The organism is Methylacidimicrobium cyclopophantes, assembly GCF_902143385.2.
GTDB classification, from domain to species: Bacteria; Verrucomicrobiota; Verrucomicrobiia; order Methylacidiphilales; family Methylacidiphilaceae; genus Methylacidimicrobium; species Methylacidimicrobium cyclopophantes.
Genome location: NZ_CABFUZ020000127.1, coordinates 1 through 13,031, shown reverse-complemented (window position 1 = coordinate 13,031; position 13,031 = coordinate 1). Strand labels below are relative to the sequence as shown.

Sequence of the window (13,031 nt, the reverse complement as noted above, 5' to 3'; positions counted from 1 at the left end):
TTGCTCGCGCAACGCGCGAGCGGCCGCAACACGAAGACTCTGCAGAGCCAAGGGCAATGCGTCGGCTACCTCGCTTGCCAAAATTCCTTCTTCGACCTCCCTGGTCCGGAGGAGCAGATCGGCGGCCCGGCCATGGAGCCAAACTCCCAGCCTTGCCGCCTCCCAAGGAGGGACACCCTGAGCGATCAATCCGGCCAGCAGGCCGAGGAGAATATCCCCCGAGCCTCCGGCGGCCAAACCGGGATTCCCCGTCGTGTTGTACCAGAGGGGTTCTCCCTTCCGGGCGACGAGCGTCCGGGTGCCCTTGAGGACGAGGCTCACGGGGAAGCGCTCGGTCAGCTCTCGCGCCGCCGCTTCCCGCTCCTCCACCCCGATCTCTCGCCCGAGGAGTCGTCCCATTTCTCCCGGATGCGGGGTAAGGATCGCCGGCGAGCGGAGCCGCTCGAAGAGAGTCGGATTCCGTGCCAACAGGGTCAGTGCGTCCGCATCGAAGACAATGGGAGAAGCGCCCGCTTCCACGATGAAGGCGAGGAGCTCCTCCGCCGGTCTGTCCAATCCGAGCCCGGGGCCGATCGCAACGACGGTGGCCCGTGCGAGGTTCGAGGAAAGGAGGGATCGGTCCGAAATCGGGAAGACCATCGTTTCCGCCGGGCCACGGGCGGCAACGATCGGATAGATCTCCTCCCGCACCCCGAGGGTGACGAGTCCCGCTCCGATCCGATGCGCTCCGCGGGCGGCCATGGCGGGAGCGCCGCTGAAACCGAGCGATCCGCCCAGAAGGAGAACTCGTCCGAATTGATTTTTATGGGAGTGGGCGCTCCGCCGGGGAAGCAGCGAGGCGAGCTCTTCCGGAACGATCGCCTCGCACCCGGTCGGCTCCTCCTGCCCGGAAAAGATCGGGACCACTTCGATGCGACCGACGAATCGAGAGAGTGCTTCCCGAAAAAGAAAATCCTTTCCGTAGCCCACCGTCAACGTGAGGTCCGCCACGACGGCCGTGGAAGCGGCGGTCGCCCCGTCCCAGAGGCCCGACGGGGTGTCGACCGCGACCGTCCGAAAAAACCGCCGGTTCCGCTCGCCGTTGAGGGCGGTGACGAGCTCCGCCAACTCTCCGTGAAGCTCTCCCCGCATCCCGATTCCCAGAAGGGCGTCGATGACAAGATCGGCCGCCCCCCAGGGTGGCGCGTCGGCGGGGGCGACCCCTCCGCCTCGTTGCTCCCATTCCGCAAGCTTTTCGGCGCAGAGCGCACCGAGTTCCGCTCTTCCGCAAGAGAGGCAGGCCGTTATTTCCCATCCCGCTTGCGCGAGGCGGCGAGCGATCACCAACCCGTCGCCGCCGTTGTTGCCGCGCCCCACCAAGACCAGCGCCCGCTTCTTTCCCGGAAAAGCCTCCAGGATCCTCTCCGCACACCCCCTGCCCGCCCGCTCCATCAACTCTTCTTGCGCCACTCCGCCGGCCATCTCCTTTTCCTCGCTCCGGCGAATGGCGGCCGTAGAAAGAATGATCATGATCTTTGACTACCGCCCTGGATCGGCGGAGAACAAGCGAGAAAGGCAACTCCATGCGCTCGGGAGAGGGGGAGACTACGGGCGAACGACATTCGATCGGACGCTTGCCGCGATCGCCCCTCTATCCTATGGTGGCAAGGAAGCAGACGGCGGTCGTAGCTCAATGGTAGAGCTCCAGATTGTGGTTCTGGCTGTTGCGGGTTCGAGTCCCGTCGACCGCCCGGTTTTTTCGGTGAGGAAGAGTTCCGTGCTAGGAGTCGCTCTTCGTCTTGGAATCGTTGCGAACGGCCCGCAAATGGGGATAGGCTCTCACCCAGGATTCCGGCACCGCCTGAGGGCGGCCGTCTGAGATCCGGATCGTCACGAGGGTCTGGCGACAATAGACGAGAGTCTCGTACTCGTCCTCTTTCCGAATCGAGGTTTCGATGACGAAGCGTACTCGTTCGAGCCGCGTCAGGCTCGACTCTATGAGGAGCGCTTCGCCCAATCGGGCCGGCTTCCGGTAATCGATTTCGGTTCGAGCCAGGACGGGAACGATGCCCGACTTTCCCATCTCCGCGAGACTCCAGCCGAGCTTCTCCGCCAGCTCCGAGCGACCTACTTCGACGAGCCGCAGATAGGCCACGTTATGGACTACTCCGGCCGCATCGGTATCGAAATAGAAGACTTTGACGCGTGTCCGGATCCGCGGCTCCGGCGGCAGGTCGATCATATTCCCTTATCTGCCATGATTCTGGAGCGGTCGGAAAGAGCAAAGGCCATTCCTTGGGAACCGTTCTCCTCCCAAGGGATCTCGCCAAGAAGGATCTCTCCCCTTATAAAAGATCGATCATGCGTGACGAGATTCGGCCTCCGCTCATCAAGATCGTTTCCGGCGGACAAACGGGGGCGGATCGAGCCGGCCTCGACTGGTCCCTCGCGCATGGGATTCCCGCGGGGGGATGGTGTCCGCGCGGAAGACGGGCGGAAGACGGCACGATTCCGAGCCGGTATCCGCTGGAGGAAACCCCGAGCGAGGATTACGCAGAACGGACGCTCTGGAACGTGCGGGATAGCGACGGGACGGTCATCTTCACGGTGGGCTCCGCCCTAAGCGGGGGCTCCCGCCTCGCCTCGCAAGAGGCGACACGCCTCCGAAAGCCCTGGATCCACCTGCACGAAGGAACGCCGTGCGCAGCCCAGAAGCTACGCACCTTTCTCGAAGAGCACCGGATTCGGGTGCTCAACGTCGCAGGCTCCCGGGCCAGCAGGGAACCGAAGGTCAGCCGGCTCGTCTGGCTCACATTGGAGGAAGCACTCTTCCCGCGATTCTTCACCCAAGAGTTTCCCGCCGCGGAGGCTTCGGGGCACGCATCGGGACCGACTGCCGATGCCATCGAAATCCGAGGACTTTGGCTGGAAAGCCGAATCGGAATTACGGAGGAGGAAAGGAGGCGGATGCAGCCGCTTCGCGTTTCCCTTCGTCTAGAAGTGGCAGATCTTTCGGCGGCCGCACGATCGGATCGAATCGAGGAGACCGTCGACTACGACGAGCTCGCTCGCGAGGTCCAAGGGGTGGCCGGAGCCAGACCCCGCAACCTTCTCGAACGGTTGGCCGAAGAGATCGCGGCGGCGGTCCTTTGCCGTCCTATGGTGACAAGCGTTACGGTCTTCCTCGAAAAGTTTCCTCTCCCTCGTGCGGAGGGCGTAGCCATCTCTTTGCGGCGCAATCGGGTGGATTCCTTCCCATCGGTGCCGAAACCCCCGAAGGATGCGGATGGTCTATCCCAGGAGCTCCCCCTGAGCTAATTTCCTTCGAATCTCTTATTATGAGGGTGCTTGTCACGGGAATGGTTGCCGGCATGAGCGATGCGGCCTACCTGCAGAAAGTGGTCTCTCTCGGAAAGCAGAACGGCCGGGAGATCCACATCTTCGACGCAGTGGCCGAGTTCACGAAGCATGGGAAAAAGCCTCTGGAGCGTCTTTTGGGGACGACCGACTATGTCTTCGAGCTCACCCGCGAACGGGAATATGAAAAGATCGGGTACGAGATCGCCAAGCACGGATATTCGGATGTGATCGTGCGGCTGCCCGCGACGATCGAATGGAACCGGATCAATCGAAAGTTCAAGGATCAGAGGATCCTGCGGGATTTTATCGCGCCGGACGTGATTGTCACTCTGATCGAGGCCGAGTGGGTCATCAAGAAGGAGCTCGAGTCGCTCGATCATCCCGATCGCTTCCTCCGAGCACTGAAAGAGCGCCATCATACGATCTACGAGATTCTTTCCTGGATGAATGAGGAAGTCTCTCTCTCCGAGGATTGGGCGCGATACATGGGGATTCCCCACTACGTCCTCGCCGTCAATGAACCGGCGGATGCGCTCTACAAGCTGGTCTGCTATCCGAAGCCCTGGGTCGTCTACGCGAGTTACTCGATGACCCACGCGGAGCCCGCCATGCGGCTTGCCATCAACGCCATCGTCCAGCGCCTCCGGGAATATGCGGTCGTCATCGATCCGCAAACGGTGGAAATCGCCCGCGAGTTCGACTCTCCGATCGATCGCGAGGTCATCTACGCCTATACCGTCCACCGCGACTTGCACTGGTATGTCGGAAAGGTGCACGCGGTGGTCGCGATCCATCCTTACCCGGAGCGTCCTCCGCTTTCCGCGGGAATGATGGACGAGCTCGGTCATGCCCGCGACTACATGAAAGCCCGCTACATGATTTTCCCGGGAGGATTCTCTCCTTTTACGACCGACTCCTACGTCGAAAAGGGGCATCTCTTCGAGACCGCGGATGAATTTTTCCGCTATCTGGATGAAGAGGAAAAGAGACCGAAATTCACCGAGCGCCTCCAAGTACAAGGCGAGATCGGTTTTGCGTCCGAGAAGAAATCGGGGGGATAGACGGCCCGAGAGAAGCTCTTTTCTTGCAGTGGGGCGGGAGTCGAGCCTCATTCTTTTCGAGAGGAACGGCGATGGCGAATGTGGGTGAGGCTCCGATTCTTGACGAAACGGGCAGAAGGCTCGCCTCCTGCATCGATCACACCCTTTTACGCCCCGAAGCCACCTCCGAGAAGATTGCGCGGCTCTGCCGGGAAGCCTTGACCTACGGCTTCTACGCCGTCTGTCTTCATTCCGTCTGGCTCCCCCTAGCACGACGACTCCTCGAAGGAAGCGGCGTGCGGCTCTGCACGGTGATCGATTTCCCCCACGGAGCTTCGTCCTTGCGCGTCAAGGAGCGCGCCGCGTCGATCGCCGTAGAAGAAGGCGCGGATGAATTGGATATGGTGATCCCGCTCGGAGCGGCGAAAGAAGGCGATTGGGAGTGCGTCGAAGACCATGTGGCCGCCGTGGTAGGCGCTGCCCCCTCCCGCCCGGTGAAGGCCATCCTGGAGATTGGGGCTCTCACGGAGGAGGAGATTCGATTTGCTTGCCTCCGTGCAGCCAAAGCGGGAGCGGCTTTCCTCAAAACTTCGACCGGCTTCGGCTTTGGAGGAGCCACTCCGGAAGCCGTTTCTCTAATGCGCTCGACGGTCGGCCTGGAGGTGAAGATCAAGGCTTCCGGAGGGATCCGGGATCGGGAGAGCGCCTTACGCCTGATTGCTGCCGGAGCCGCGCGATTGGGTACCTCTTCGAGCATCGAGATCGTCCAGCCGACTCATCGATGAACTCCCACCGCCTCGTCAAGGAACTGGTCCAAATTGGAGAAGCGGCTCTCTCCCTGGAGGAAAAGTTCCGGAGTTGGATCGAAAAGGTTCATCCCAACCACCGGGCGAGCGCTCGCAACCTCGTCCATTACTTAGCCCTTCGACGCTTCGATTTGCGCCCGCTCCAAGAAGAGCTTGCCGACCGCGGGCTTTCTTCTCTGGGCAGGGCGGAGAGCTGCGTGCTCTTCAGCCTGCGGGCCGTCTTGCAAGCCCTGGGAGAGGAGCTTCCTTCCAGCCTGGACAAGGGAATCCCGCCTTTGACCCGGATTGAGGGCGGCAAGTTGTTGCATCTCCATACGACGGCCCTACTCGGTCCCAAGCCCGCAGGGCGAAAATCGGCGATCATGGTGACGATCCCCACGGTGGCTGCGCAGGATCCGAAGCTGGCTCACCGGCTTTTGGAAGCCGGCATGGACGTCGCCCGCATCAATTGCACCCATGACAGTGAGGCGATCTGGCTGCGGATGGTGGAGAACCTTCGCCGGGCGGCTGGGGAAGCGGGTCGGCCGATTCGAATCATCATGGACTTGGCGGGACCGAAATTGCGGACCGGCGCCATCCGCCAAGGGCCCCGCTTCTGCGCCTGGAAGCCGGTCATCGACCCATTCGGGCGACGGATCGAGCCCGCGCGAATCTGGCTTGCCGCCGAGACAAGCCGTCCGCTTGCGCCCGAGGGAATCTCCGCGGCGCTCGTCTTTCCGGAAAGTTGGCTGCGCCATCTTTCGCCGGGCGGGGAGATTCGTTTTTTTGACATTCGCGGAAAACCCCGTTCCCTGCGGATCGTCGAGCGCCTGGAAGGCGGCCTATTGGCCGAATCCCTCCAGAGCGCCACGGTCTCGGAAGAGACGGCTTTCGTTGCTTTCGATCGGTCCCCCCAGGGCACGGGTTTCCGTCAATGGACCGAATTTGCTCGATCGATGGGCGACGCGAGTTCCTTTTTGCTGCTCCACCGCGGAAGTCGCTTCCGCTTGATCGCACCGGATGGTCCGAGCGCCGGCAACCGCGAGGGGAGCGGGTCGCTTCCCGCCATCGAGATCGAGCCGGCGGAAGTCTTGGGCTCCCTGCGGGCCGATCAGACCATCTGGTTCGACGACGGACGTATCGGAGGAGTAGTCCGCTCGGCGGAGCCGGAAGAGGTCGTCGTCGAAGCGACCCGGGTCCGTCCGCAAGGCGAGAAGCTCGGCCGGAACCGGGGAATCAACCTTCCCGAGACCGACCTTGCGTTGCCTTCCCTCTCCACGAAAGATCGAGCTCTTCTCCCTTGGATCATCCAACATGCCGATGGAATCGGCCTTTCCTTCGTGCGTACTCCCGCCGACGTCGCAGCACTGCAGGAAGCTCTTCGACGGATGGGCGGAGAGAAGCTCCCGATCATCGTGAAAATCGAAACGCGAAAGGCGTTCGAAGCGCTTCCCGCCATTCTGCTCACCGCGATGAAAAGTCCCTCCGTCGGGGTCATGATTGCTCGCGGGGATCTGGCGATCGAGTGCGGCTACGAACGGCTCGCGGAAGTCCAGGAAGAGATCCTTTGGGTGGCGGAAGCGGCGCACCTGCCCGTCATTTGGGCGACGCAAGTGCTGGAAACCCTTGCCACGACGGGGCTCCCCTCTCGAGCCGAGGTTACCGACGCAGCCATGGCGGAACGTTCGGAGTGCGTGATGCTCAACAAGGGACCCCATATCGAAGAGGCGCTCCGCTTCCTAGACGACGTCCTTCGGCGGATGGAAGCACATCAGGCGAAAAAGCGCTCGATGCTCCGGCACCTGCATCTGGCCGACCTCTTCGAGGAAAGCGGCGGGCATCTTCCCAAACGCCCGCCCGCGGCGGCAAAGAGGGCGGCCCCGAAGTCGGAAACCCGCTAATCGCCCGAACTCGTCGTCCTACGCGACAAAGCGAGAGAAAACCTCTTCCTTGTCCAGTTTCGTCAAGTCGGCCGGCACGGTCTTGACCAGCCTCTCCCGAGACGAGGCAGAAAGCTTCTCTAAGAGTCTCGGAAGCACCTCGGAGCCGGCGGCCAAGCCCCAATGTTTCGAGCCTTCGCGATGGAGCAGCGAGTCGATCTCCTGGGCCAGTTGCCCCAGCAGCCGCTTGCGGATTTCCAATTCAACGTTGTGTACCTCCCCGGCGGGACGGCCCAAGGCGACCTTTCCCGTTCGGACCGAATAGCGTCCGCGCGCATCGGTCTCCAAGTCCGCCAATTTTTTATGTGCTTCGGGAAGAATCTGATCCGCAAGGATCTGAATGTGGGTTTTCCCCGAAAGCTCGTCCACCCACACCCGATACGCTTTCAGGTGCCCCAAGTCCGCCGTGATTATGGTATCTATCCGCATGAGATCTTCCACCTAGCCCAATTGTTTTCTCCGTCCCGACAAGATTTCCGGCTTCCGACCTTCCTTCTTGTCTCCGCTTCCCCGGGCGGCCCGCTTCTTCTCTCCCTGCCTCCCCGACATGGCTTCGACACGGAGGCCGAAGATCCATGGGGCGGCAAGTCGGAGAATCGGGGACCGGTTCCAGCGGGGAACGCACCAAACCGAGCGGCCCGGCCTAAGCAGGGAGGCCGTCGTGAGACCTTTTGAGTCACGCTCCCTAGGCTATGGGCTTTTTCCCACGGTCGTCAAGACACCAGAAGGGGATCGGATTGACGCTCCTTGCCCGAATGGATAGCGTGAAAGCCGTAGGCCCGGTACTCCGGAGAGGAAAAGAAGTTGCGCGTTTATGAAAGCCATGGTCTGGGAAGGGCCCGGGAACGCTCTTGCGGAGCGCGAGCTGCCCGTGCCGGAACCCAAAGAGGGCGAGCTGCTCATCCGGGTCCAAGCTTGCGGGATCTGCCGGACCGACCTGCATGTGGTGGACGGAGAGCTCCCGCAACCAAAGCTCCCTTTGATTCCCGGTCACGAGGTCGTGGGGACGGTCGTCCGATCCGGACCAGGCGCAAAACGATTCTCGGTTGGACAGCGCGTCGGAATTCCTTGGCTGGGGAAAACGTGCGGGCGCTGCCGCTTTTGCCGCAGCGGCCGGGAGAATCTCTGCGAAGCGCCGGAATTTACCGGTTACACCCGTGATGGAGGCTACGCCGAATATCTGGTGGCCGACGAACGCTTCGCCTTCCTTCTGCCCAAGGGCTATGCAGATGGGGAAGTCGCGCCTCTTCTCTGTGCTGGTCTCATCGGCTACCGTTCCTACCGGATGGCGGGAGATGGAACAAAGCTCGGATTCTACGGATTCGGGGCGGCCGCCCACCTGCTGATCCAGTTGGCAATCGCCCAAGGGAAAGATGTCTATGCTTTCACCCGGCCCGGCGATGCCCCCGCACAAGCCCTCGCTCGGGAGCTGGGGGCGGCTTGGACCGGCGCCTCGACAGAACTCCCTCCCGTCCCCCTCGATGCGGCGATCCTTTTCGCGCCGGTCGGAGACCTCGTCCCGACCGCCCTCCGTGCCCTCGACCGCGGCGGCAAAATCGTCTGCGCCGGGATTCACATGAGCGACATCCCTTCGTTTCCTTACCGGTTGCTCTGGGAAGAGAGAGAGGTCCGCTCAGTTGCGAATTTGACGCGGCGGGATGGGGAAGAATTCTTTTCCTTGGCAGAACGCATCCATTTTCGTACTCATATCCACTCGTATCCGCTCTCGCGGGCGAACGAGGCGCTCGATGCCCTCCGAGAGGGCCGAATCGCGGGAGCGGCCGTTTTATTTCCAGGTGCCTGAGGAAAATTGGAGCCGATTTCCGGAAGAGGAGTCTATTCCCGCTCGAATCCACAAAATCAAACCAGGAGGAAAATGACCGAAGTCCGAGTAAAAAAAGGCGAATCGATCGACAAAGCGTTACGGCGGCTCAAGCGCAAGCTCGACCGCGAAGGAACTCTCCGGGAGGTGCGGGCACGCCGCTCCTTCGAAAAGCCCTCCGACCGCCGGCGGCGCAAGGCGAAAGAAGCGCGGTTGAAGGTGTTCACCTACCATCTTGGCGCTCGGTAGGGGCGGCTGCCTTCCCTACGGCACTTTGAGCGCCGGAAGGATCGGGACTCAGAAAGAGACCGATCTCCAACAAATGGGCATTCAGCCCGTGGTCCGCTCCGGACTTCCCCAGCAAAGGATGCTCTCCCACGCGACAAGAGGCCACTACTTGCTGCGCCGGAACATGCTCGCCGTCCGTCAACGCCTTCGCGATCGCCGAAGAGCGCAGTGAGGAAAGTTCCCAGTCCGATGCAGGACTCTTATGGAGACCCGAAGGCGCCGCGGAAGATGCGGCGAAAGCGGTGACCTGAACTTCGACCGACCGCAACATGGGTTGTAGGCCCGCGGCTATCTCGTGCAGAAGGGCCAAGCCGGAGCTCCCGATCTTCAGACCCGGCCCAGGGAAGAGGGTCCGATAATCCATGGCGATGACGACTCCGCGCTCTTGACGGAGGATCATGGCTTCCTTGGCGTTCACCCGAGCGGCAAAAGCCTTGTCGAGCCGCTCCTCCAAAGTCCGAAGCTCAAGGCCTTCCTGGGAAGGGAGCGCTTGCGATCGGGGCTCCTGTTTTTTTGCCTCGGTCGCTCCACTCTCGGCACCGGATTGCTCCAAAAGACCCTGCTGGATCCGAAGGAGACTCCCCGTTTGGCTCAGCTCGGTTTGCAGCTGATCGACAACCGCATGAAGCTTCTGGTTTTCTCTTCGGAGAAGCTCGGAGTCTCCCTGCAAGGCGCGTGCCTCGCGATCCCGATTCGTAAATTGACCGTAAAAGTAAAACGTGCTGATTCCGAGAAAGATGCAGACGCTGAGCCAGAAGAGAAGCCCGCCGATCCCCCCGTGCGGGACGATGGTCGGGCGCGGTCCCGGAATGTCGGCCGGGATCACCACAGACTTTTGTCTCTCCATGCTTCCTCCATCCGCCGGGAGCGCAACATCTACTAATGTCCGCGTCCGCCGGAAGCCACGTCAAGGGCTCGATTTAATTCGGACCCGCTCTCATCACCTTTTGCACGGGTGCTTCTCCGGAGGATCTCGTCCTAGAGGTTTCCGCTGTAACGGGGGATGCGCCCGGCGTTTCTCCGGGACTATCCAAAGGCCGTTCTCCGGCAAGGAGAGAGAATGCCTTGGTCTTCCCGTCGCGCGAAACCAAAATCGTCATCGGTCGGCCTACCGGCGCATAAAAGGAAGCATCCACGACATCCGCCAAGTGGTGAACCGGCTTCCCATTGATCCGCTCCAGGCGATCGCCTTCTTGGAGTCCACTGGCCGTCGCCGACGAGTTCGGAAAGAGTCGGGTAATGACCACCGCGCTCCCCCCCGGATCGTTGCTGACCCTGGCAACACCGACTCCCGCCCAGGCATACCGGACGCGACCATACTGCCGGACGTCCGCGATGACGCGTTCCGCCGCCCTTCCCGGCAACGCATAGGCCCACTTCCCCTCGTTCACGACCATCGTGATCACCCCCACGACCAACCCCTTGGAGTTGAGCAGCGGTGCCCCGAGTTCTCCGGGACTGACGGTCACGTCGACGCGCAAATGGGATACGCAAAAAAGGCGATCCTGAAACTGACGATCCATGCCCAACACCAACGCCACGATCGGAGAAGCGGAAAGGTTGAACGGGTATCCCACTCCGACGAGGAAGGATCCCGGGACCGCCTCTGAGCCGGAAGCAAAACGGAGAAACGGCGTCGGCTGGGTCGGCCGGGTACGCAATATAGCCAATCCGCTCCGACCATCCTGTCCTACGAGGACTGCCGGAAGGGTCCCGGTCTTCGACTCTACTTGGATCTCCCGCGCTTGCCCCACGAGCTCGGCGAGCGTGACGACCGTCCCGACCCTATCGATAAAAAAGCCGCTTCCCACCGTTTCTGCCGAATCTTGCCGCGCTCGGACGCGAACGACGGCGGGATGCGCCGCTCCGAATACGCGCCGGACCTCGGAACTGAGGGTAATGAAGGAATCCTGCCATGCCGAGCCGCTCGTGGCGCTCGACAAGAAAAGCAGGATGGTAACGGCGGAAATGGAGAGCTTAAAAGTCAACGCTGGCTTCATACCGGACCGGAAGTACTTTCACGAACGATCGTCCTCCACTGTCCCGGCCTTTTGCCTTGGTTGCCCTTTCCTCTCCGGTTCCCGACGCTGTTGTCGGCGCGACCATGGGTGGCGCCATGTTCCCTCTTGGCTCGTTGAGCAGATCCGAGGGCGTGCTGATCCATCGCGTGAGCGACGGATCTGCGGAAAGCAGCGGAACAGCTCCAGACCGAAGGGCGGCTTTCGGAGCCACGCGCTCCTGCTGGAAGCCGAAACCGACCACGGCACCGAATAAAACCAGAGGGAGAGCATACCGAACGAACAAGGGTCGGACTTCCGACAAGGAGGATGCGAGGAACTCCGCGAGCCGATCCCACCAGTGAGGACGCCCGACAAGCTCCTGGCGCAATCGCCTGTGCACCTGTCCAAGCATCCCATCGAAATATTCCGCCGTTGCCTTCTCCGCCAGCCGATCCGCAAAAAAGTTACGCAACTGCTCGTTCAGCTTCGTCTCGCTCTCTTGCTTTCCCTTCATCGTTGACCCCAAACTTTGCTCCGTCGCCGACGACGACGTCAAACATAATTACGCAGCAACTGTTGCAAACGTTTATGTGCATAAAAGAGCCGGGACCGAACCGTTCCTTCGGAACACCCGAGGATCTTGGCAATCTCGCCATGGCTCAAACCTTCGATATCGAAGAGGGTAACCACGGCCCGATGTGTCTCGCTCAACTGACGAAGTGCCTGGTCGAGCTGTTGATGCAGCTCCTGAAGCTCGACCTTCCGCAGAGCTTCTTTCCCGGCCGATTCATCCACGAATGCCTCCGGCATCCTCTCCTCGTCGTCTCCTTCGCCGGCATTGCCCGACATCCGGAGGCGAGCGAATTTCCGCCGGTAGCTGATCGCCGTGTTGATGGCGATCCGATAGATCCAGGTGTAAAAGGAAGCCCCGATCCGGAAGCGGCCCATATTCCGATAAGCCTTCACAAATGTTTCCATGAGAACGTCGTTTGTGTCCTCATGATGGAGCAGGACTCCGTAGATTACCCGATAGAGGCGCGCTTGATAGCGCTTGACAAGCTGGTCGAAGGCGCCAAGATCCCCGTTTTGCAGGCAGAGAACGAGCTCACGATCGGTGGGCTCTCGAATCGGCGTGTCCGGCGTGGGTTTTTCCATGCAAGATCAGAAAGGTGCTGACGCACATAGCTTAATCTCGCCAAACCGAGAATCAACGTCTTCCTTCGCCGCGGCGCCCGCTTCTCTGGATCCCCTCCCCGCCTCCTCGAATTTGCCGGCTGCGTCCAGGAAAATCCATGCGGCGGCCCTCCGCGCTGCGGCAAAACGTTTACCCCTTCTCCTCGCCGATGCGCGGAAAGAGGCCCCTCCCACCGCCTCCCTGAAAAGCCCCGCGCCTTCGGATCCTCCGCTCGGATACGGAGGGGAGATCTCTCGAGCCCGGCCCGCCCTTTTGGAACAAGCTCCTTCGGCGCTAGAGCCGCCTCCGCCATCCCTCCCTCCATCGGACCCTCGGCCTCCAGCATCCCCGCAAACCCCTCCCGCTCCGCTCAAGCGCGTCGCTCCGAAGATCTACGCTTGGTCCCTTTGGTTCGCGGCGCTGGTGGTGGCGGTCCAAGGAATGGCTCTCCTGTCGGTGTTCTGGCTCCGGCACAGGATCAAGGGCGACACGCGCGCTCCCGCTCTCATGCCCTCCACCGTGGTCTCGAATTCCGCGTTGCCGGCGCTTCTGGCACCCCGCCCTCCCCTTCCGTTGAGCCGATACGATGCTCACTCACCATCGCTGGTGCTCGATCCCCGGCCCAGCGGCGGGCGTCTGGCCC

The 13,031-nt window shown here is 61.6% G+C and carries 14 protein-coding genes and 1 tRNA gene; 8 read left to right on the top strand and 7 right to left on the bottom strand.

Annotated elements, in window-relative coordinates:
• The coding region (locus tag FN369_RS05930; protein ID WP_142525273.1) for an NAD(P)H-hydrate dehydratase at window positions 1-1,509 on the bottom strand (1,509 nt) is incomplete at its 3' end.
• A gap of 149 nt (window positions 1,510-1,658) precedes the next feature.
• On the opposite strand from FN369_RS05930, the gene FN369_RS05925 reads away from it, so the two are divergent.
• A tRNA-His gene (locus FN369_RS05925) sits at window positions 1,659-1,730 on the top strand.
• A gap of 29 nt (window positions 1,731-1,759) precedes the next feature.
• Here the strand turns inward: FN369_RS05925 and FN369_RS05920 are convergent.
• Window positions 1,760-2,221: an acyl-CoA thioesterase gene (locus FN369_RS05920; RefSeq protein ID WP_142525272.1), complete on the bottom strand. Its 462-nt coding sequence runs from the start codon at window positions 2,219-2,221 to the stop codon at window positions 1,760-1,762.
• A gap of 119 nt (window positions 2,222-2,340) precedes the next feature.
• Between FN369_RS05920 and FN369_RS05915 the strand changes: the two genes are divergently transcribed.
• From FN369_RS05915 to FN369_RS05900, 4 genes are all read left to right on the top strand, one after another.
• Window positions 2,341-3,297, top strand: coding sequence for a YpsA SLOG family protein (locus tag FN369_RS05915; protein ID WP_142525271.1), 957 nt, complete (start codon window positions 2,341-2,343; stop codon window positions 3,295-3,297).
• Window positions 3,298-3,317: 20 nt separating this feature from the next.
• The gene (locus FN369_RS05910) at window positions 3,318-4,400 is read left to right on the top strand and encodes a hypothetical protein (protein WP_142525270.1); all 1,083 of its coding nucleotides are present in this window, start codon (window positions 3,318-3,320) and stop codon (window positions 4,398-4,400) included.
• A 71-nt stretch (window positions 4,401-4,471) separates the two neighbouring features.
• Window positions 4,472-5,164: a deoxyribose-phosphate aldolase gene (deoC, locus tag FN369_RS05905; RefSeq protein ID WP_142525269.1), complete on the top strand. Its 693-nt coding sequence runs from the start codon at window positions 4,472-4,474 to the stop codon at window positions 5,162-5,164.
• Window positions 5,161-7,065, top strand: a complete 1,905-nt coding sequence (locus FN369_RS05900; protein ID WP_142525268.1) for a pyruvate kinase — start codon at window positions 5,161-5,163, stop codon at window positions 7,063-7,065. Before deoC ends, FN369_RS05900 begins: the two co-directional genes overlap by 4 nt.
• A gap of 18 nt (window positions 7,066-7,083) precedes the next feature.
• Here the strand turns inward: FN369_RS05900 and FN369_RS05895 are convergent, their stop codons facing one another.
• Window positions 7,084-7,533 (bottom strand): host attachment protein, encoded by a 450-nt coding sequence (locus FN369_RS05895; protein WP_142525267.1) that lies wholly within the window; start codon window positions 7,531-7,533, stop codon window positions 7,084-7,086.
• A gap of 385 nt (window positions 7,534-7,918) precedes the next feature.
• Between FN369_RS05895 and FN369_RS05890 the strand changes: the two genes are divergently transcribed.
• Window positions 7,919-8,908, top strand: a complete 990-nt coding sequence (locus FN369_RS05890; RefSeq protein ID WP_142525266.1) for a zinc-dependent alcohol dehydrogenase family protein — start codon at window positions 7,919-7,921, stop codon at window positions 8,906-8,908.
• 72 nt (window positions 8,909-8,980) lie between these two features.
• Window positions 8,981-9,175: a 30S ribosomal protein S21 gene (gene rpsU, locus FN369_RS05885; RefSeq protein ID WP_142525265.1), complete on the top strand. Its 195-nt coding sequence runs from the start codon at window positions 8,981-8,983 to the stop codon at window positions 9,173-9,175.
• Here rpsU and FN369_RS05880 read toward each other — a convergent pair.
• The 4 genes from FN369_RS05880 to FN369_RS05865 form a co-directional block, all read right to left on the bottom strand.
• Window positions 9,150-10,061 carry a hypothetical protein gene (locus FN369_RS05880; protein ID WP_142525264.1) on the bottom strand — a complete coding sequence of 304 codons (912 nt, stop codon included), beginning with the start codon at window positions 10,059-10,061 and terminating at the stop codon, window positions 9,150-9,152. The genes rpsU and FN369_RS05880 overlap by 26 nt on opposite strands.
• A 73-nt stretch (window positions 10,062-10,134) precedes the next feature.
• Entirely contained in the window at window positions 10,135-11,202 is a 1,068-nt protein-coding gene (locus FN369_RS05875) for a S1C family serine protease (RefSeq protein WP_178087707.1), read from the bottom strand.
• Window positions 11,192-11,728: a hypothetical protein gene (locus FN369_RS05870; RefSeq protein ID WP_142525262.1), complete on the bottom strand. Its 537-nt coding sequence runs from the start codon at window positions 11,726-11,728 to the stop codon at window positions 11,192-11,194. Before FN369_RS05870 ends, FN369_RS05875 begins: the two co-directional genes overlap by 11 nt.
• Before the next feature lie 38 nt (window positions 11,729-11,766).
• Window positions 11,767-12,369, bottom strand: a complete 603-nt coding sequence (locus FN369_RS05865) for a sigma-70 family RNA polymerase sigma factor (RefSeq protein WP_142525261.1) — start codon at window positions 12,367-12,369, stop codon at window positions 11,767-11,769.
• A 445-nt stretch (window positions 12,370-12,814) separates the two neighbouring features.
• Between FN369_RS05865 and FN369_RS11315 the strand changes: the two genes are divergently transcribed.
• Window positions 12,815-13,031 (top strand): hypothetical protein (locus tag FN369_RS11315; RefSeq protein ID WP_218580011.1); only part of this gene is annotated, 217 nt, incomplete at its 3' end.